Origin of the sequence: Paenibacillus sp. JJ-100 (genome assembly GCF_948329825.1) — a bacterium.
In the GTDB taxonomy this organism is placed as follows: Bacteria; Bacillota; Bacilli; order Paenibacillales; family Paenibacillaceae; genus Paenibacillus.
The window spans coordinates 630,154-650,440 of the sequence record NZ_CAOJCM010000003.1 but is presented as its reverse complement, the minus strand read 5'-3'; the positions used below and the strand labels follow the sequence as shown (position 1 = coordinate 650,440).

16 protein-coding genes are annotated in these 20,287 nt (G+C 47.7%); 2 read left to right on the top strand and 14 right to left on the bottom strand.

The genetic code is table 11. The annotated features are described in order from the left end of the window. Positions 1–12: 12 nt before the first annotated feature. The 4 genes from PQG66_RS15880 to ftsE all read right to left on the bottom strand — a co-directional run bounded on the left by PQG66_RS15880 (position 13) and on the right by ftsE (position 4,654). Positions 13–1,485: a S41 family peptidase gene (locus tag PQG66_RS15880; RefSeq protein WP_272038745.1), complete on the bottom strand. Its 1,473-nt coding sequence runs from the start codon at positions 1,483–1,485 to the stop codon at positions 13–15. Between the two features lie 150 nt (positions 1,486–1,635). Next, on the bottom strand, positions 1,636–2,916 hold the full coding sequence (locus PQG66_RS15875) for a murein hydrolase activator EnvC family protein (RefSeq protein WP_272038694.1): 1,281 nt from the start codon (positions 2,914–2,916) through the stop codon (positions 1,636–1,638). Positions 2,917–3,060: 144 nt separating this feature from the next. Then, on the bottom strand, positions 3,061–3,978 hold the full coding sequence (ftsX, locus tag PQG66_RS15870) for a permease-like cell division protein FtsX (protein WP_272038693.1): 918 nt from the start codon (positions 3,976–3,978) through the stop codon (positions 3,061–3,063). Continuing rightward, a complete protein-coding gene (ftsE, locus tag PQG66_RS15865) occupies positions 3,968–4,654 on the bottom strand; it encodes a cell division ATP-binding protein FtsE (RefSeq protein WP_056693908.1) in 687 nt (228 codons plus the stop codon). The genes ftsX and ftsE overlap by 11 nt, the downstream gene beginning before the upstream one ends. A gap of 254 nt (positions 4,655–4,908) precedes the next feature. Here ftsE and PQG66_RS15860 point away from each other — a divergent pair, with 254 nt between their 5' ends. Then, a complete protein-coding gene (locus PQG66_RS15860) occupies positions 4,909–6,342 on the top strand; it encodes a VanW family protein (RefSeq protein WP_272038692.1) in 1,434 nt (477 codons plus the stop codon). Between the two features lie 179 nt (positions 6,343–6,521). Here the strand turns inward: PQG66_RS15860 and PQG66_RS15855 are convergent, their stop codons facing one another. The 3 genes from PQG66_RS15855 to PQG66_RS15845 form a co-directional block, all read right to left on the bottom strand. Further along, complete coding sequence (locus PQG66_RS15855) at positions 6,522–8,084, bottom strand: MDR family MFS transporter (protein ID WP_272038691.1); 1,563 nt, start codon at positions 8,082–8,084, stop codon at positions 6,522–6,524. 196 nt (positions 8,085–8,280) lie between these two features. After that, positions 8,281–9,108 carry a polymer-forming cytoskeletal protein gene (locus PQG66_RS15850; protein ID WP_272038690.1) on the bottom strand — a complete coding sequence of 276 codons (828 nt, stop codon included), beginning with the start codon at positions 9,106–9,108 and terminating at the stop codon, positions 8,281–8,283. A gap of 14 nt (positions 9,109–9,122) precedes the next feature. Next, positions 9,123–9,746, bottom strand: a complete 624-nt coding sequence (locus tag PQG66_RS15845; protein WP_272038689.1) for a YhbD family protein — start codon at positions 9,744–9,746, stop codon at positions 9,123–9,125. A gap of 253 nt (positions 9,747–9,999) precedes the next feature. Between PQG66_RS15845 and PQG66_RS15840 the strand changes: the two genes are divergently transcribed. Beyond that, entirely contained in the window at positions 10,000–10,788 is a 789-nt protein-coding gene (locus PQG66_RS15840; protein ID WP_272038688.1) for an alpha/beta hydrolase, read from the top strand. Positions 10,789–10,909: 121 nt separating this feature from the next. Here PQG66_RS15840 and argH read toward each other — a convergent pair whose 3' ends face one another. The 7 genes from argH to argC form a co-directional block, all read right to left on the bottom strand. Beyond that, the gene (argH, locus tag PQG66_RS15835; RefSeq protein ID WP_272038687.1) at positions 10,910–12,313 is read right to left on the bottom strand and encodes an argininosuccinate lyase; all 1,404 of its coding nucleotides are present in this window, start codon (positions 12,311–12,313) and stop codon (positions 10,910–10,912) included. 110 nt (positions 12,314–12,423) lie between these two features. Further along, positions 12,424–13,659: an argininosuccinate synthase gene (locus PQG66_RS15830; protein ID WP_272038686.1), complete on the bottom strand. Its 1,236-nt coding sequence runs from the start codon at positions 13,657–13,659 to the stop codon at positions 12,424–12,426. Positions 13,660–13,769: 110 nt separating this feature from the next. Next, positions 13,770–14,735, bottom strand: coding sequence for an ornithine carbamoyltransferase (argF, locus tag PQG66_RS15825; RefSeq protein WP_272038685.1), 966 nt, complete (start codon positions 14,733–14,735; stop codon positions 13,770–13,772). 224 nt (positions 14,736–14,959) lie between these two features. Beyond that, positions 14,960–16,213 carry an aspartate aminotransferase family protein gene (locus PQG66_RS15820; RefSeq protein ID WP_272038684.1) on the bottom strand — a complete coding sequence of 418 codons (1,254 nt, stop codon included), beginning with the start codon at positions 16,211–16,213 and terminating at the stop codon, positions 14,960–14,962. Between the two features lie 62 nt (positions 16,214–16,275). Beyond that, complete coding sequence (gene argB, locus PQG66_RS15815) at positions 16,276–17,115, bottom strand: acetylglutamate kinase (RefSeq protein ID WP_272038683.1); 840 nt, start codon at positions 17,113–17,115, stop codon at positions 16,276–16,278. Positions 17,116–17,461: 346 nt separating this feature from the next. Continuing rightward, positions 17,462–18,700, bottom strand: a complete 1,239-nt coding sequence (gene argJ, locus PQG66_RS15810) for a bifunctional ornithine acetyltransferase/N-acetylglutamate synthase (protein ID WP_442955104.1) — start codon at positions 18,698–18,700, stop codon at positions 17,462–17,464. A 146-nt stretch (positions 18,701–18,846) separates the two neighbouring features. Continuing rightward, complete coding sequence (gene argC, locus PQG66_RS15805; protein WP_272038682.1) at positions 18,847–19,896, bottom strand: N-acetyl-gamma-glutamyl-phosphate reductase; 1,050 nt, start codon at positions 19,894–19,896, stop codon at positions 18,847–18,849. Between the last annotated feature and the right edge of the window lie 391 nt (positions 19,897–20,287).

Here is a 20,287-nt window from a genome sequence, read left to right as displayed (position 1 = left end):
AATCAGCCTTCTTTATGGCTTCGACACAGCGGACGAAATATCCTTCGAGACATTTTCGATCGCGCGCTTCAGCTGTGCATCATATTGAGGATTAGCAATTCGTTCGATCAGAGCTGCTTCCAGTGATTCGGCCGTTTTCTCATCGATCTGACCTGTAACCTTAATGCCTTTCTCCTTCTGGAACGCCTTGACCGCTTCTTCCGTCTTCTGATCGTAATATCCATCCACACGATCCGGTTTGAAGTCAAGTCCTCTCAGCATCGTCTGTGCACTTTTCACATCCATGTTGTTGCTGTCATACTTGAGCGGCAGCTTCTCTTTATTTATTGGTGCTACCGAGAAATACTCTGGCTGATCCACTGCAATATCCGGTTTTATCCCTTTTTCGTGAATCCAATCACCATTTGGTGTCAGCCACTTGGCAATCGTAATCTTCAGCAAGCTACCATCGCCCATTTGTTTATCATAGCTGGTCTGCACAGTTCCTTTACCAAATGAGTTCTCACCTACAAGCGTAGCACCTGCGGACTGCTGCAGAGCTCCCGCCAAAATCTCGGATGCACTTGCACTCCCCTTATTCATCAGCACCGTAATTGGATAAGGTTTGGAAGAACCATTGGATTTACTTTGTTCCTTCTTGCCATTTTTATCTTCCACCTGAACGATGACTTTACCTTTCGGTACGAATTGTTCTGCAATATCAATAACAACTTGCAGTACACCGCCCGGGTCATTCCGTACATCGATGATCAGGCCTTTCATATTTTGCTTCTCTAGCTTAGCCAACTCTTCCTTGAAGCGTTCGCCTGTATTCAGAGAGAATTGGGTGATATTAATGACACCAATCCCGCCGTCTTCCATATGAGCATAGACCGTTTCCAGATCAATGTCATCACGGATAATCGTGAATTCTATTAGCTCTGTGGACCCAGCACGCTTCACCTGTACTTTGGCTGAACTTCCCTTCGGACCTCTGATTTTGTTCACAGCTTTATTTAGCTCAAGTCCTTGAAGAGATTCGCCATTAACCGACATAATAATGTCCTTGGCACGAATACCCGCCTTTTCTGCAGGTGAGCCTTTGATCGGGGAAACGACAACGACATTACCATCTTGCGACGAAACCTCGGCACCGATTCCTGTAAATGATCCTTCGATCGACTCCTCAAACTGGGCAGCAGTTTCCTGTCCCATATAGTTGGAGTATGGATCACCAAGAGATTCCATCATACCGTTGATCGCCCCATCAATCAGTTTGGTGCGGTCGACATCTTTATAATAGTTTTTCGAGATCAAATCCATTGCAGTTTCGATCTTTTTCAATTCATTTTTCTGCTGTGAACTGCCTGTTATACTTGCCAGCAGTCCCTCACCTGGTGAAGTTTGACTTGTTATGCCGGGGTAAGTCATCAACACCAGCGTTAACAGGCTTCCGCCAAGCAGCCCCAGTACAACGAGCAGCAGTGCCGATCTTTTTTTCATCATCTGTTTGTCACCGCCTTTAGTTATGAAGCTCATCCGAATCAGACTGCTCCGAATCATTGCCTGAACATGCCAGCTTAGTATATGTCTAGCTTGTACGGATTATGATATTTCCATTCGAAGTTTATCCGATTAATACCTGTTGTCTACTTCTTATAGATAGTTCATCGGATTCACGGCGCTACCATTATCTCGTACTTCAAAGTGCAAGTGAGGTCCAGTCGAGTTACCTGAGTTGCCTGATTCAGCAATGGTATCTCCCTTGTTCACCGTATCTCCCTTGCTGACCTTAAATCCATTTTCACGCAGGTGACCGTACAGTGTCCACAAACCTCCGCCGTGATCTACAATAACTGTATAACCATAACCACTATACCATTCAGCCATAATGACAATTCCGCCCGAAGCCGCATGAACAGACGTACCTACAGGAACAGCAAAATCGACACCGTTATGCATCTTACCTACTTCCCCTGTAATCGGGTGAACCCGTGGACCGAATGATGAAGATATACGTCCTCCGGAGACAGGTCTTGCAAAAATACCATTGCCCGACGAGTAAGTTACTTCACTGCTGCCGGTTGAGCTGACACGCGTTGGCTTCTTGGCTGCTGCTTTGGCTCGTGCTTCAGCTTCAGCACGCGCTTTGGCTGCTGCTGCTGCCTGTTGCTCGCGCAATTTATTTTTCTCCTGCAATAGAGCTGAGCGCTTGCTTGCAATCTGAATTAACACAGCTTCCTGTTCTGCTGTAAGTTCTTCAGATTGTTCAATCTTAGCATCATATGAGGCCAGAAGCACTTGCTTTTCCTTCTCTTTCTCGTTCAATTGCGACTTACGCTGCTTCTTCTGGGCATAAAGACTTTTGGCTTCCGCATACTGGCGGTCCAAATCTGCCTTTTTCTTCACAACAAGCTGCTTGTCCGCCTTATGTTCATCTAACAGATGTTGGTCTTGATTAACAATCGTCTTGAGAGAATCCGCACGAGTTAGAAAATCGGTAAAGCTTGTGGAAGACAACAGGACATCTAGATAAGATACTGCTCCATCCGTGTACATCAGACGTACACGTGACTCCAACAACTTCTCTCTTGCAACGATGCGGTCTTCTGCCGCTTGCAGGTCTTTCTTGGTTGTACGAAGATCTTCTTCCGTGGTTTCGATCTGCAAGGATACACTCGCCAGCTCATCACTTACGACGTTAATCTGCTCTAAGACAACCTTCAGATAAGCATTGGTTTTGTTCTTATAATGCTGTGCTTCCTTTTTATTAGCCGCAGCTTTCTTTTGCTCCTGTTTGGCAGAAGCCGCCTTACTCTCCAGTTGCTGAATCTGCTGGTCAATGTCACTGATGCTGTTCTTAGCATATCCGTCAGAAGGTTGAAACGTCATACCAGCCAGTAACACAAAGGCCAGTAGCGAAGCGGTTTTTTTCAAAATGATGATCCCCCATCCTATGAATTCACAAGAAAGCAACCTACACAGGTGGTCGAACAGCATGTTCCTTTGCTTTCTTCATCAAAATAACAGTTGTGTCTCTCCTACATATCGTCAAACAGCGTTCATTTATGAACCTGTTCGTTATACTTTAAGTGACTTGCGAATCGATAGCGTACTGCCCAAAATACCTACAAGCACACCAAGCCCAATCAATAACGTTCCCATGAGCGGCCAAATCTCGCTGAGCGGAATCAGATTAAGCATCTGCATGAACACATCCTGACCAACGGTTGCCATCAGGCGGCTGTATCCGAAGAACAGAACCCCGACCGTAATGACGGAACCAATCAGTCCAATGAGCGCCCCTTCAATAAAGAAAGGCCAGCGAATAAAGGTGTTGGTTGCTCCCACCAGTTTCATGATTCCAATCTCCCGGCGACGAGCCAGAATCGTTACGCGAATCGTATTCGAGATCAGAAACATCGACATGAGACCTAGTCCCCCGACAAAAATAAATCCGATATTACGAACAAGCTTCGTAAATTTGAACAAAACATCTACCGTTTCCTTGCCGTAGTTCACTTTCATGATCGGCTTCTCCGGATGCTTCTCGTTCAGCTCTTCAATCTTCTGCGCTACAAAGTTGACCGTTTCCGGTTCAATGACTTTGACTTCAATGGTATCTGGCAGTGGATTATTATCCACATCGAAACCACCTAGAACATTATCGGCATTTTCTCCCAAACGTTCGCGGAACTCCTTCAGTCCTACATCCTTGGGAACCACCCGAATCTCGCTGACTTCAGGCATTGCACTAATTTCTTCTCCAATTTCATTACGCAGCTTCTCATCCACATTCAGCTCCAAGAACGCACTGATCTCCACTTGGCTGTCTACCTGGTTGGCCATAGAGTTCACATTCAGTACGAGAAGCATAAACACGCCAAGAATAAACAGAGATACGATAATCGACATGACTGATGCCACCGACATCCAGCCATTGCGGAATACGTTTTTGAAGCCCTCCCGCAGATGCCGCAAGAGAGTACTAAAATTCATAACCGTATTCCCCTCTCATCTGATCCCGTACAATCTGTCCGCGTTCAATGGCGATAACCCGTTTGCGCATCGTATTTACAATATCCTTGTTGTGTGTAGCCATAACAATCGTTGTACCTCGGAAATTAATCTCGTCCAGAAGTTGCATAATGCCCCATGACGTCTCCGGGTCCAAATTCCCTGTAGGCTCGTCCGCAATAATGACGGAAGGATTGTTCACAATCGCCCGAGCGATAGCAATCCGCTGCTGTTCTCCGCCGGATAGCTGTGAAGGCTCCCGATTGGCTTTGCTCCGCAAACCTACCAGATCAAGCACTTCCATAACTCGTTTTTTGATATGACGTTTCGGCGCTTCAATGACTTCCATTGCAAATGCCACATTCTCAAATGCCGTCATCTTTGGCAACAGTCGGAAATCCTGAAATACCACGCCGATGTTACGGCGCACGTAAGGAATTTTACGTGGTTTCAACTTGCCAATATTAAATCCGTTGATGGATATCTGCCCTTTGGTTGGAACTTCTTCTCTGTACATTAGTTTCATAAATGTTGATTTGCCTGCACCGGATGGACCAACGATATAGACAAATTCATTGCGGTCGATCTTCACCGACACCCCTTGTAATGCGTGGGTACCATTGGCATAGGTCTTCCACACGTCCTGCATTTCTATCACATCATCACTTCCTGCTCGCATAGTTAGCCATTATGATTTCGACACAATCCCGGCATTTCCTTTAAAAGAACCTGAATTTCATCAGGAAAAAATCAGCCTCGACTCTCTTTTCATAGTGAAGCATGAATTCATTTGAAGTTTATTGTAACAAATTTGTTACCTATTGAGTACCCGAAAGTTTTTCACACTTGGATCATATAGATAGAACATGTTACGAATTTCGGAACAACCGAAGCCAAAAGGAGCGTTTGCTTATGAAAAAAATACATGTAACGGTCATCGTCCTGTTCTCTCTACTCTTGATCGGCTCCGCATCCTATGGACTGCTCTATATGTACGTGAATCAGCCAACGTTGCCCAAGGGCGTGCAGATCAGTGGCTGGGTACTTGATGGCAAACATCGGAAGGAAGTGCTGGCAGAACTACACAAGCGTATTGAACAATTGGAGGTCTGGCCCGTCACCCTTGAGGTAGCTGAACCTGAGCCGATCACGATGACAATTACCGCAACCGATCTAGGGCTGAGTTATAATGCACACCTCTTCGAGGCAGCCATCAAACAGCTGGATGAGGGAAATCTGTGGGAGCGAGCTTATGCAAGGTATCAGTTTCCCCAGAGCTTCCTTTTGGATATGACCTATAGCGAACAAACCTTACAACAACGACTTAGCCCTGCCTGGGAAAAAGAAACCTTCGGTGTGCCAACGGAAGCCGTCCGCCGGATCACCCCTAACGACAAAGTACAATACATTCCGGAGAAAAGCGTGCGCCGAATTGATTGGAAAACACTCCATACCCTTATACAAAACAAGATGCAATGGGATCTGAATGACGTGAAAGATGGAGAACAACATGATCCAATCCGTATCCTCTTGCCTGTGTACACTTTAAAACCGGATGTAACCATTGATTCATTAAAGAAGGAGGGCATCGACCGCAAAATTATTCAATTCTCCACAGGACTGGGAAACAGCAGCGAAGGCCGGATACATAATGTCAGCTCGGCGGCCCAGGCTATTCACGGAATGATTTTACCTCCTGGCGGTGTGTTCGACTATGAAAAAGTGATTCGGAAAGCGGAGAAGGAATATGGCTTCCGTGAAGCACCTGTCATTGTTAATGGACGGTTGACACCGGGGATCGGAGGAGGGATCTGTCAGGTATCTAGCACCGTTTATAACGCTGCCCTTCTGACCGGTCTGGATATTATTGAGCGGCGTAATCATTCAGTGCCAGTGAAGTATTTGCCGAAAGGACTGGATGCTACCTTTGCCTCCGGCGCGATCAACTTTCGCTTTCGAAACAGCACCGAGAAGTCTTTATTGATACAAGCGAAGGTGGAGAACCATCGTCTGGTCGTGAAGTTTTTCGGAACATTCCCGGAGAATGTCAGTTATGCGGTGGAGTCTCGTACGATCGAGACGCTGAGTGCACCTGTAAAATATGTATCCAGCAATATGCTTCCTGACGGGGTCCAACAAGTCCTTCAGAATGGACAGCCCGGTTATATTGTCGAGACCGTTCGTATCAAAAAAGTGGATGGCAAGGTGGTTGAATCCAAAACAATCTCACGCGATATCTACAAGGCCCAGAGCCGTCTCATTGCACGTTCAGGTCACATGAGCATGCCCGATCCGGAACAACCCTCTGTCGTGGAGGATGGCATTCGTGAGGGAAATTTACCTTAAATCGAAGTGTAAATGGACGTTCAACTTGAACATAAGTTTTACGGCCATACGAATGATAGGAATGATATGTACGAAATAAAAAAACATGTCTCATACCCAGGCACGGGATTGAGACATGTTTCTTATTTTTTTATATGTGCAAGCTTCCTTCCATATATGTGTTGATTTCTTCTTCAACTTTAATGCCCCGCAGTGTACTCTTGCTGCTCCTCTCCCACAACCATTTTCTCGTTCCCCATGAAGAAGGAAGCGATCAATGCGAGGACTGCCGGAATAACAGCCCAAGCGAACAGCTGCACAATGGAAGATGACAACGCATGAGTAATTGCGTCCAGCACCTGTGGTGGAATGCCTTGGCGAAGTTCCGGTGATAACAACGCATGCGGGTCTGAGAGATTCATGCCCGCAGGCATACCACCAGCAGGCGCTCCAGCTGATGCACCTACTTCTCCAGCAGCACTAGCCATGCTGTCGGTCATTTTTCGCGTAAACACTTGGCTCTGGATGATCCCAAAGATCGTGATGCCCATCGTCATCCCCAGAGATCGCAGGAAGTTCAACGTAGAGCTGGCTGCGCCGCGTCGTTGGGGTTCAAATGCATTCATAGCCGCATTACTGAGCACGGAGAAGGACGCGCCAACGCCCAGACCAATCATGACCATATATACCCGAATCGTCCACAGGGATGAACTCTCATCCAGTGTAGTCAGCAAGCCCAGACCTAGACCTAACAAAGCTAAAGTCGGAATCATAATGCTGCGGTACTTAATCTTGGTCATGAGTACACCACCTAAGGAAGCCGTTACTACAGAACCGAGCATCATTGGCAGTAGGACTAGACCCGAATTGGTTGCTTTACCGCCGAGTACACCCTGGATGAAAATCGGAATATACACAGAAGCCGTAATAAAAGCGGCACCACTGAACATCCCGATTACGTTGCTTGACCAGTATACCCGCTTGCGGAACATGCTGAAGGTAATAATGGGCTCTTTGGCCTTCGTCTCAGCATACAGAAAGAGCAGTGTCAGCACAACAAATCCGGTAAACAACCCCAATATCTGTGTGGAGTCCCAAGCATATGTTTTACCACCCAGCTCCAGAGCAAAGATCAGACAGACTACTGCACCAATCAGCGTAACTGCACCGAGCCAGTCAATCTGCTGCGATTGATGTTGATGGGATTCTTTATAGAAAAATGCGATAAACAGAAATGCAATCAATCCCAGCGGCAGGTTGATGTAAAAGACCCATTCCCAAGTGGCATACTCTGTAATGTAAGCCCCGAGTAGCGGTCCGAATACACTTGAAAGACCGAAGACTGCTCCAAACAATCCACCAAGCTTGCCCCGGGATTCCGGTGCGACCACATCGAACATGATCGTAAAAGCAATCGGTATCAGTGCTCCTGCACCAATCCCTTGAATCGCTCTGTACATCGTTAATTCCACGATGGATGTCGCGGTTCCACACAATGCCGAGCCAAGCATAAATACGATAATTCCAAAGACAAAAAACTTTTTCCGTCCATACATATCGGACAGTTTCCCAAAGATCGGCATACCTGCCATCTCGGCTACCATATATGCGGAGGTGACCCAGACAAACTTGTCGAGTCCTCCCAGCTTGCCGACGATATCCCCCATCGCCGTAGCCACGATGGTATTATCCATCGAAGCCATTAAAATGCTGAGCAGTAGACCTGCGAGCACAAACCCAATCTTGTTATGACGTGCAGTCATTGTTATCAATCTCTCCATTCCCGTTCTATTCATATGACTGCATTAGTATATCCGAAAAGCTTCAACAAGCAATCAGCCCATGGACTGATTGCTTTATAGCAAAGGTCCCTACCTTCTCCCTCTACCTTGGAGGGACACATACTTACGAATTCTACCACTCGAAGCCACTCGTAAAGCGTACGAAGATCAATCTTGGCTAGATTCGTACGCTATGACCCACTTTCGCTTCCGGATCAACGGATAGTTCTCCGGAGTATTCCACAAACCGGATATTACATCCCCGTCCAATATGAACTCTAGTACCTCGAACCGTATCGGCTTCGGTGTCTTCCAACACGATTTCATCTCCCTCAATTAATTGAGCCTTGAAAGATGGTGCACCGCCCAAGCCGAGTGCTTTCCAGAATCCGCTTCGTTCTCTACGCCGAATATCAATGCGCTCCCCGCCTACTTCTCTCGCTGAAGAGGAGGTATATAAACGAATGTCCACACTGTCTGCGTTAAGCAATCCGCCCACTTTAATATTCCCCTGAACATTCACCGTCTCGCCCTGCACATCTCCATCAATCGTTACCATGCCACCAATATCGATGCGTTCTCCGTCCACTCTACCGTGCACATTACACTTTCCGTTTACTGTGAATTCCGGTGATGACAAGTCCCCTTTTACCGTCGCCATACCATCGACACGGAAGCGAGAGCTAACTAGTGGACCGTTAATGGTACACATGCCGTTAACATTCGTATTCTCGGCACGAGCTGCTCCGAGGACTCCAAGGGTTCCATTGACATCTAGAGATTGGGTACGCAGCTCTCCTTCTACTTTGGCCATTCCGTTCACCGTTGTACTGTCAGAGAAGAGGGAACCATAGATTTTCAGCGTGCCATTAACGCTCAGAAAGGAACAATCCAGATCGCCATCCAGTTTAGCCATCCCATCAATATTAACCCGGTGGTATTCCCCTCCTTCAGTTTTACGAGACCCTGTAACATTCAGATCGTTTCTCAAATGACGTTCTTCCATTCGCATAATCCCCCTCAGCCCAATTTAAGTTTCAATTCTTCCATGAACGTTGCCAGCGGAATGCGGAGCACCACTTTCACACCTGGATCAAAATAAAGCTCTGCCCCTGAGTTCACCAGCATAAATGTTGGTACGCCCATTTTACGAATAAGCAGCAGTTCACTGGCGCGGTCTCGGAATCGGTAGTAGTGTTCGGACATCACATCCACCAGCAGTAACCCTTCCTGTTGAGTGATATCGCCGCTCAGAAGCAGTCTCTCAAGTACATAGAGCATCATAATTTGTTCTAGACCATATAAGGATTGCTGTCGCCCAGCCTCATTTAACAGGTCAAGCGAAGACAGTGAAACAATGTTGCGATCTAGCAGTTGCTGATCCGACATCTCAATGTCACCCAGAGTTGGGGAGAACACGTCTGCCAGTTCATCCAATGACAAACCATCTTTCATGTGCAGGATCTTATCGATTCGTTGTAAAATTTGGTGTTTTGGAAAAAACGTTTCCTGTCCTGTAAAGGAGGACTTACGTATAAACCACTCCTCCGGAATCAGATTTTTTCGTTTCCAACGATACAATTGACCATATGAAATGCCTGTCAAATCAAGCAACTCTTTTTTGGAGATCAAATCATCCGTCATTTCAGGACCCCCTTTTCATTAAATGTAGTGTAACAAAACATTGTTACGTTGTAAAGATGGAAGAAAGTTCAAATCCAGAAAAATTTATCCCTCTTATTTGTATAGTGCATAAGTGTACCCTATCATTGCATTTGCTCCATTTTGGGTATACCCTTGAGTTGCAACCATAAATACTTTATTTTATTCTCTGATCTCCTTGCTGCAAATGAACATTATTTTGAACTTCCATTTATGAAAGGGGTTACTTTTCGACATGGCACTCATTAAATGTGATTTCTACTCGGACACACTCGGATTAAGTACAAGTATGCATGTGATTCTTCCGCAGCAGACTCATAATCAAATCGGGATGGAAAATGTCACAGGTTCTGGTTTACACCCTACGCTGTACTTGCTTCACGGCATGTCTGACGATGATTCCATCTGGCTCCGCCGCACATCAATTGAACGTTACGTGGCTTCCCTCGGCATTGCTGTTGTAATGCCCCAAGTACATCGCAGCTTCTACACGGATATGGCAGAAGGCGGGCGTTACTGGACATTCATCAGTGAGGAATTACCTACACTTGCTCGCTCCTTTTTCCCGCTATCTCCTAAACGTGAAGATAATTTCGTTGCTGGCCTCTCGATGGGTGGATATGGTGCGTTCAAGCTGGCTCTCCTCAAACCCGATCAGTATGCAGCTGCCGCAAGTCTATCTGGCGCTCTCGATATGGCCGCTCATATGAACAACGACGTTCCTTCCGCCTTGCCACAGACCGAGTTGTTACGCATCTTTGGTCCTCAATTTGCAGGGTCAGATAATGATCTGATTCATTTGATCAAAGATCATAAACGATTTTCTGGTCCGCGCCCTCTTCTCTATCAGTGCTGTGGGACAGAAGACTTCCTGTATGAAGATAATCAAACGTTCCGTAAAGCTTGTGCTGAAACAGACTTCCAATTAACGTATGAGGAAGAACCTGGTGAACATGAGTGGGGTTATTGGGACAACAAGATTCAAGATGTATTAAAGTGGTTACCTCTGCCAAAACAAAACTAAAAAAGATAAAAAGCAGGCTTGAACTGAACTGCCCCTCTGTTACTACAGATCATCCAGAGGTACATTTCATTTCAGCCTGCTTTTGTATGGTCACTATTACACGGTCATTCTATGAACATCCTTAACCGCGGTTTTCAATCCATTGTTCTGTCTGTGTAAGTAACTTCTCACTGCGAGCAATCGCCTCTGCCACTTGACCAGATGCTGTGCCGCCGTATACATTGCGAGCGTTGACTACCGCTTCCGGCTGCAGTACATCATAGATCCGCTCATCGAACAGCGGTGAGAATTGCTTGAATTCATCGATTGTCAGATCGAGCAAATATTTGCCGTTCTGGATGCAGTACAATACCGTTTTACCAATCACCTCGTGAGCTTGACGGAAAGGTAGACCCTCGCCTACGAGGAAATCAGCAATATCCGTTGCGTTAGAGAAGTCTTGGTTCACCGCTTGACGCATGCGATCTTTGTTCACCTTCATCGTAGCAATCATCGGAGCAAACAACTGTAATGCCCCCTCCAGTGTCGCTACTGTGTCAAACATGCCCTCTTTATCTTCCTGCATGTCCTTGTTGTAGGCCAGGGGGAGAGACTTCAGCACAGTCAGCAATCCAATCAGATTGCCGTATACCCGTCCTGTTTTACCACGAACAAGCTCAGGCACATCCGGATTTTTCTTTTGCGGCATAATGCTGCTGCCTGTGCAGAACGCATCATCCAGCTCCACAAAACTAAACTCTGTACTGCTCCACAATACCAGCTCTTCACTTAGACGGGACAAGTGAGTCATGATCAGAGAAGCTGCTGCCAGGAACTCTACGATGAAGTCGCGGTCACTTACCGCATCCAGACTGTTCTCGTATACTCCATCAAAACCAAGCTGTTCTGCTACAAAGTGACGGTCAATCGGGAACGTTGTGCCTGCAAGCGCCCCTGCACCCAGCGGCAGTACGTTAATCCGTTTGTAGCTATCCATCAGACGCTCCGCATCGCGTTGGAACATCGACACGTAGGCCATCAAATGATGTGCGAACAGAATCGGCTGTGCACGTTGCAGGTGCGTGTAACCCGGTACAATCGTATCCAGATTGTCTTTTGCCTGTCCGATCAGTGCTTCTTGCAGTGCATGCAACATGCCCACGAAACCAACGACACGCTCACGCAGATATAAGTGCATATCCGTTGCCACTTGGTCATTCCGGCTGCGACCTGTATGCAATTTACCACCCACAGGACCGATCGTCTCAATCAGATTTTTCTCAATGTTCATGTGAATGTCTTCGTCTGATACGGAGAATTCTACTTCACCTGCACGAATTTTATGCAAAACGGTAATCAGACCTTCTTTGATGGTTTCCACATCTTCTGCCGGCAAAATACCGCATTTGCCCAGCATGGTTACGTGGGCCAAGCTTCCTTGGATGTCTTCTTCCGCCAAAGCTTTGTCAAAGTTAATGGATGCCGTATATTCCTCAACCAAATGGTTGGTTTGCTTCGTAAAACGTCCTCCCCACAGCTTGCTCACAGTGAGTATCCCCTTTCGCTCATGGACAAAGCCGTCCCTGCCAAAATATGCAAGAACGGCCCGCCTTGTCAGTGATTATCATGCAGCGTGACAAGCATCACGCTCTTCATTTATTTCTTGTTCTGTTCCACGCCGGAGTGTACCTTCAAACGCAGGGCGTTCAGGCGGATAAAGCCTGTTGCATCCCCTTGATCATACGCCTCCGATGGGTCAGCTTCCATCGTAGCAATATCCGGGTTGTACAAGCTGACAGGGCTTTTTACTCCTGCGCCAATAACGTTGCCTTTGTACAATTTCACACGCACCGTACCCGTGACGTTCTTCTGACTCTCGGTTACCAACGCTTGAAGCGCCAGACGTTCCGGCGCAAACCAGAAACCGTTGTATACGAGTGTGCTGTAGCGTGTGATCAAGCTGTCACGCAGGTTCATCACTTCACGATCCATCGTGATGGATTCCATTTTGCGATGTGCAGTGAACAAGATCGTTCCACCTGGTGTTTCGTATACGCCACGGCTCTTCATGCCGACAAAACGGTTCTCCACCATATCGACACGACCAATTCCGTGCTTACCGCCCAATTCATTCAGTTGCTCCATCACTTGCAGCGGGCTCAGACGCTCGCCGTTCAAAGCAACACAGTTACCTTGCTCAAACTCCAGTTCAACATACTCTGCTTGATCCGGTGCATCTTCAGGTGCATTGCTCAGCAAGAACATATCTTTGTTCTCGTCCGTGCTCGGATCAAACCATGGATCTTCAAGCACACCGCTCTCATAGCTGATATGCAGCAGGTTGCGGTCTGTAGAATAAGGTTTTGCCGCAGAAGCGGTAACCGGAATACCGTGTTTCTCAGCATAAGCAATCATCTCGGCACGTCCAGGGAACTGGTTACGGAACTCTTCCAGACGCCAAGGTGCAATCACTTGGATATCCGGTGTGAGCGCAGCTGCGTTCAGCTCAAAGCGAACCTGGTCATTCCCTTTACCCGTAGCGCCGTGAGCGATCGCGATCGCCCCTTCTGCGCGAGCAATATCTACCATCCGTTTAGCAATAAGCGGACGCGCAATACTTGTGCCCAGCAGATATTGGCCTTCATAGAGGGCACCTGCTTGGAACATGGGATAGATGAAATCTTTTGCGAACTCATCGCGCAGATCATCGATATATACTTTGGAAGCGCCTGTAGCGAGTGCTTTTTCTTCCAGACCATCAAGCTCATCCTTCTGACCGATATCTGCGGTAAAAGCAATGATCTCTGCATCATAGGTTTCTTTCAGCCATTTCAAAATTACAGATGTGTCCAACCCGCCCGAATAGGCGAGTACGATTTTTTCCTTAGCCATGTCGTATGGTCCTCCCCAAGATCAATTGCAATCATTCAAACACTATACTTTATTTCATCCTATCATCGCCAAATTAGCGTTTAAAATCAACCCGTAACCACAAACTGCGTCTATTCGCTCATCAGAGCGGCCATCAGCGCCTTTTGTGCATGCAGACGGTTCTCTGCCTGATCAAAGATCAGCGAGTTCGGGCCGTCGATGACACCTGCGCTCACTTCTTCACCGCGGTGTGCTGGCAGGCAGTGCAAGAACATGTAGTCCGGCTTGGCACCTTTCATCAGTTCCTCATCCACTTGATAAGCCGCAAATGCCTGCTCACGGATCTTCTGCTCTTCTTCAAAGCCCATACTCGCCCATACATCGGTATACACGATATCAGCATCCTTCACCGCTTCTTGTGCACTGTATGTCACAAGCACTTCTGAACCGCTCTCCTGTGCAATGGCACGAGCCTGCTCAACCACATCACTGTCCGGCTCATAGCCTTCCGGCGTAGCCACAGCAACGTGCATACCCATTTTGGCTGCGCCCAGCATGAGAGAGTGTGCCATGTTGTTGCCGTCCCCGACGTAAGCCATTTTCAGCCCTGCCAGCTTGCCTTTATGCTCAAGCACCGTTTGGAAATCTGCAAGCACCTGACACGGATGCGCTGCATCGCTCAGACCGTTAATGACGGGAACATCAGCATGTTCTGCCAATTCAATCACATTATGGTGTCCAAACGTGCGAATCATGATGCCGTCCAGGTAACGGGACAACACTTTCGCTGTATCATGTGTCGTCTCTCCCCGTCCCAGCTGAATGTCGTTCTTGCTAAGGAACAGCGCGTGTCCGCCCAGCTGGAACATGCCAACTTCAAAGGATACACGTGTACGTGTTGATGATTTTTCAAAAATAAGTCCGATCGTTTTGCCTTTCAGGGGCTGAAACGGTACACCGCTTTTTTGCTTGCCTTTAATCTCAATGGCAAGATCGAGCAGGTAACGTATTTCCTCAGCTGTATAGTCGGTGAATTCGATGAAATCCCGGCCTCTCAGGTCTATCTTTTGAACCTTATCTGTGTGCTGGACTGCCATATTTTATTTCCTCCTCAATTCCCGTTCCCTGCACCCGCATGGACAGAAGCCACGCAATACACATGGGTTAGAACATTCTCTTCTAATTAGATGTTCGTGCTGATATTCATCAAATCTTTCTTCTGCGAATAGGTTGCCGCACGGCTACAGGGACTCTTTAACTTTTCTTCGCTTCGTTCCGAGGGCCGCTATGGCCCACGGATCAGCAAATTCATTTTTATATATCAGGCTTTCGCCGCAACATGCTCTTCAATTAATGTAGCTACCAAGGACACAGCCTCGTCAATCTCTTCTTTACTAACATAGAGGTTAGGAAGCAAGCGAATAACGTTAGGTCCAGCCGACACGAACAAGATGCCGCGCTTCTGTCCTGCCAACACAATATCACCGATCGGCTCTGCACACTCGATCCCCACCAGCAAGCCCATCCCGCGGACTTCTTTGACAAATGGATTGCCAGCCAGACGAGTACGTAGAGACGTCATCAGATAATCACCCATCTCCGCTGCGCGCTCTGGCAACCGATCTTCTAGCATCGTCTCAATGGTTGCGATAACGACGGAGGAAGCAAGCGGCGTGCCGCCAAACGTCGTAGCATGACTGCCTGGTGTGAATGCATCACGCAGGAAACCTTTACCTAGCATTGCACCAACAGGAAAGCCACTGCCAATCCCTTTAGCTACAGTGAATACATCCGGTTCAACACCGTAATGCTCGTGAGCAAACAACTTGCCTGTACGGCCCATACCTGTCTGCACTTCGTCTACAATCATTAGCAGTCCATGCTCATCACACAGTTTCCGCACATGTTTGACGAATTCAGGTTCTACCGGATAGACTCCGCCTTCGGCTTGAACCATCTCTAGCATTATCGCTGCGGTTTTCGGTCCAATCGCACCTTCGAGTGCAGGGATATCATGCAACGGTACAGTGACAAATCCAGCGGGCAGCGGCAAGAAACCTTCTTTGACTTTATCCTGGCCCGTTGCCGTCAACGTTGCCAGTGTCCGTCCGTGGAACGATTGGGCGAATGTAATCACTTCGTACCGATCCGAACCCTTTACCTTTTGTTGATAACGACGCGCCACCTTAATGGCTGCCTCATTAGCTTCAGCACCACTGTTGCAGAAAAAGACGGCGTCCGCACAGGTATTGGCTGTCAGCAAAGCTGCTGCCTTTTCCTGTCCCGGAATCTGAAAGAGGTTAGACACATGCCACAGCTCATCAATCTGAGCTTTCAGCTTCGCTCCGACCTTCTCCGGTGCATGGCCCAGGCTCGTTACTGCAAGTCCGCACATGAAATCGAGATAGCGATTCCCCTGATCATCCCATAACCAGCTACCTTTTCCTTTGACTAGGCTGATCGGATACCGTGCATATGTTTGAAAAAGAGAGCTTCCCGTCTCGGCCGCTACACCTGTACTTGCTGCGCCCACTACGGCTGTGCCAGAACCTGGCTGTTCGTTACCTTTTGCCATGACCGTATCACTCCTTGTCGATTATATAAATAAAAGCCAAAAGTCTGAGTTTCGTGTTGACTCTACTGCATTCGCACAATTCGCGTACCAACCGTCTCTCCGCCAAGCACACGGCTCAGAATCTGCGGCTCGCTGCCATCCACGATAATTACTTCGCGTACTTCGCCGTGGATGCACGCAATGGCTGCGCGCACTTTCGGAATCATACCGCCGTAGATTTCACCGGTTTGAATCATATCCTCGATCTCTTGAATGGATACAGAAGGCAGCACTTTTTTCTGGCCTCCAATAGTCCTCATAATGCCTGGTACGTCGGTCACGACAATCATACGTTTTACTCCAAGATGTGAAGCCACTGCTCCTGCCGCCGTATCTGCATTAATATTGTAACGTTGCCCACTCGCATCCACACCAACAGGTGCGATGACAGGCATGTAACCCATGTTAACGATACCTTGTATGATCTCAGCTTGGACACTGGTCACATGACCTACCCAGCCGATCTGGGCATGATTTGATACAGGTTTTGCCTGAATCAGGCCACCATCCACACCCGAAACGCCCAAGGCCCGACCTCCTGCACCCTGGATGAGCCGAACAATCTGCTTGTTAATACTTCCAGCCAGAACCATCTCGACTACGTCCAGCACAGGCTCTGTTGTCTTACGCAGTCCGTCGACGAATTCGGTTTCAATGCCCAGCTTCGCCAGATTCTCGGAAATGGCTGGTCCGCCGCCATGAACGATGACTGGGCTGTTTCCGGAAGACTGCAAGTCACGCAGGTCTGAAAAAAAGGACTCAGGCAATGCGGCCAGCGTACTGCCACCACATTTCATCACAAACATCTGTTTCTCCGTACCTGCTTCCGTTGCAGTACTTTTAGTAGGTAAAGTTGAATTCATGAGACTAGACCCCTTTCGTTCAGACAATGATACAAGACTTAACACTTAAAACACTTATCGCTAGACGATCAAAGCCGTTCCAGATTCGGATCGTTCTTTCGATCGCCGTTGTCTCCAGGTTTGTTTGATTCCCTTTTCCAAAGGGATAACCCGGAGACAAATGCGAACGCTCCGCTTCTACAGAATCGATTCCGCCTCTTCCACTACATTCGTCTATTTTTATATTTTAAAGTTTAATTCTTATACATAATTTTTACATCGATGATGGTACGCAGCTTTATAGAGATTAAGCTGCAAGTTCAGTACGCATGGATTAGAACAATATAATAATGGCATAACATCTTTTTCACGTGCGATATGCGGCGTTAATACGTACATAGTCATACGTCAGGTCGCATCCCCAGGCTATAGCGTTGCCTTCGCCATGATGCAGATCTACTACAATGCGCACGGTGTCCGTCTGCAAGTATGCCAGTGCCGCTTCTTCGTCAAATACAACCGGACGAGACTGGGCAAGCACCGGGATGTCTCCGAGACGAATATCCACTGTATCCGGGTTCACCGGCTGACCCGCACGGCCTACCGCAGCAATGATCCGGCCCCAGTTCGCGTCAGCACCAAACATCGCGGATTTGACCAGGCTTGAGCCGATCACCGTTTTGGCAACAGCCTGTGCAGACTCATCACTAACTGCACCCGTCACTTCGACTTCAACCAGCTTGGTTGCTCCTTCACCATCGCGAGCAATCGCTTTGGCAAGTACCTGGCACACATACGTGAATCCAGCAGCAAACGCATCCCAATCCGGGTGATCTATCGTCAACTCTTCATTACCTGCATAGCCACTGGACATCGCTACAAGCATATCATTCGTGCTCGTATCCCCATCTACAGTGATCATGTTAAAAGTATGATTGGTTGCCTGGCGCAGCAAGCGTTGCAACGCTTCTGCTCCAATGACCGCATCTGAGGTCATAAACGCCAGCATGGTGGCCATATTCGGATGAATCATCCCCGAGCCTTTGGCCGCTCCCGCAATCGTTACCGTCTTGCCGCCGACAACGACGGAGACGCAAGCTTCCTTTTTCACCAAATCAGTCGTTAGAATCGCCTGTGAAAATTGCTCTGCTTCGTCTGTTCCCTTGCCCAGTTGCTCCGGAAGTGCCTTGATACCCGAATGCACCGCATCCATCTTCAGCAGTTCACCAATGACTCCTGTGGAAGCAACCGCCACATCTTCTTCAAGCACGCCAAGCTCACGGGCAGCTGCCGCACGCATCGCATACGCATCCTCTTCACCCTGTTGCCCTGTACATGCATTGGCATTACCGCTATTAACAATCACAGCCTGCAAACGTCCATTGCTCAGACTCTCCCTTGTAACTTTGAGCGGTGCAGCCTGAAACACGTTGGTCGTGTAGACCGCTGCTGCAGTTGCAGGAATATCACAGCGAATCGCTCCGATGTCGTTGCGTGACGTTTTTTTCAAACCACAGTGCAGTCCACCAACCGTGAACCCACCCGGCGTAACAATTGTTCCGTTCTCAACTACGGTAAAAGCTTGTTGCTCCACTTTTGCTCCCATATCATATCCCCCGTATGCGTTCAGCCATATGCTGATGAATCGCCTGCTTCAACTGAATTTGTTCACCCATAATTCGTAACTATCCCTAATGACTTGACTCAAGCTCGCTTATTCACGCTTCCCCCTGCGACCCTCATTCGTCATACTTATGGATATACCGGTGTCATGTTCAGCCCGAGGTTCTCCTCCCATCCCATCATCAGGTTCATATTTTGAATTGCTTGCCCAGATGCACCCTTCACCAGATTGTCAATAACCGAAATGATCGTTAAGCGCCCTGTGCGCGGGTCTACCGAAAATCCGATGTCACAATAGTTCGATCCAGACACTTCCTTCGTCGATGGCCAAATGCCCGGTTCACGCACACGTACAAAAGGTCTATTTTCATAATATTTACGGTATAAGTCCACAATCTCCTGATCACTATGCTCACCCGTCAGCTTGGCATACATCGTACTCATAATGCCGCGTGTCATGGGCACAAGCTGTGTTGTAAAAGTTACTGTTACCGGGCTTCCCGTAATATTGCCGAGAACTTGCTCGATCTCAGGAATATGCTGATGTTTATTCAACTTGTAAGCTTTGAAATTTTCGTTCATTTCTGCATAATGATTCGTCAGACTCGTTCCACGCCCTGCACCGGATACGCCTGATTTGGCATCGATAATAATTGTGGAAGGATCAATCCATCCCGCCTGTACCGCAGGAATCAGACCCAACAGTGTCGCTGTCGGATAACATCCAGGATTGGATATGAAATCTTTGTCCTTCACTTCATCTCCGTACACCTCAGGCATGCCGTATACAGCCTTCTCTAACACATCTGCTGGCGGGGCCGGATGTTTGTACCACTGCTCATATACCGATCCGTCTTTCAAACGGAAATCACCAGACAGGTCAATCACTTTCAGACCAGCTTCCAGCAGGCTCGGAACGAGCTTCGCGCTTACGCCAGACGGGGTCGCGGTGAATACGAGATCTGCACGACTTGCAATCTCTGCAGGATCAACACCGTCAAGCGGCCTGTGAATAACGCCCGTCAAATGCGGAAAACCATCGGCGATGGACTCCCCGCTACTGGATGAAGAGATTACCGATGTAATTTCGACTTGCGGATGATTCTGAAAAAAACGAATCAGTTCCACCCCGCCGTAGCCGGTGGAACCAACGATTGCTACTCTTAATTTGTTATTCACTCTCGCTCCCCCAATCCTGTTGTATGCGCTACTTGTGCCTTGCTCAAAACTCTCTGAATGATAGAGAGAAATTCGCATTAGAACTTCAATGACGAGCAACCTTCCACATGTCGTTAAAGCTTGAGCAGACAATTCCGTCGCTTATATGCATATTTGTGTATTATTATACGACTCTGGTTATATAAATACAACCATCTATCCTGAAATTTAACACGGATTTCCAACAAATCCGAACGAATCTCTTTCCCTTAGGGACGAACAGACCTTCTTCTGTTAGAATACATACTAGTAGGATACATTACATATAGAGTCTTGTTCCGATGTATACCTTTTCCTTCAAGGTGTATTTGGACCGCACTCTGAAGGTCATTATGATTATGAAACATGGAGG

What these genes read in the sequence shown, in the direction of transcription:
- PQG66_RS15845 (WP_272038689.1), bottom strand. Translation starts at nt 9,746, where the DNA reads ATGACGGATGATTTGATCTCCAAAAAAGAGTTGCTTGATTTGACAGGC.
- PQG66_RS15855 (WP_272038691.1), bottom strand. Translation starts at nt 8,084, where the DNA reads ATGACTGCACGTCATAACAAGATTGGGTTTGTGCTCGCAGGTCTACTG.
- PQG66_RS15850 (WP_272038690.1), bottom strand. Translation starts at nt 9,108, where the DNA reads ATGGAAGAACGTCATTTGAGAAACGATCTGAATGTTACAGGGTCTCGT.
- argF (WP_272038685.1), bottom strand. Translation starts at nt 14,735, where the DNA reads ATGGCAGTCCAGCACACAGATAAGGTTCAAAAGATAGACCTGAGAGGC.
- PQG66_RS15820 (WP_272038684.1), bottom strand. Translation starts at nt 16,213, where the DNA reads ATGGCAAAAGGTAACGAACAGCCAGGTTCTGGCACAGCCGTAGTGGGC.
- PQG66_RS15830 (WP_272038686.1), bottom strand. Translation starts at nt 13,659, where the DNA reads ATGGCTAAGGAAAAAATCGTACTCGCCTATTCGGGCGGGTTGGACACA.
- argB (WP_272038683.1), bottom strand. Translation starts at nt 17,115, where the DNA reads ATGAATTCAACTTTACCTACTAAAAGTACTGCAACGGAAGCAGGTACG.
- PQG66_RS15880 (WP_272038745.1), bottom strand. Translation starts at nt 1,485, where the DNA reads ATGATGAAAAAAAGATCGGCACTGCTGCTCGTTGTACTGGGGCTGCTT.
- PQG66_RS15860 (WP_272038692.1), top strand. Translation starts at nt 4,909, where the DNA reads ATGAAAAAAATACATGTAACGGTCATCGTCCTGTTCTCTCTACTCTTG.
- ftsX (WP_272038693.1), bottom strand. Translation starts at nt 3,978, where the DNA reads ATGAATTTTAGTACTCTCTTGCGGCATCTGCGGGAGGGCTTCAAAAAC.
- argJ (WP_442955104.1), bottom strand. Translation starts at nt 18,700, where the DNA reads ATGGGAGCAAAAGTGGAGCAACAAGCTTTTACCGTAGTTGAGAACGGA.
- PQG66_RS15840 (WP_272038688.1), top strand. Translation starts at nt 10,000, where the DNA reads ATGGCACTCATTAAATGTGATTTCTACTCGGACACACTCGGATTAAGT.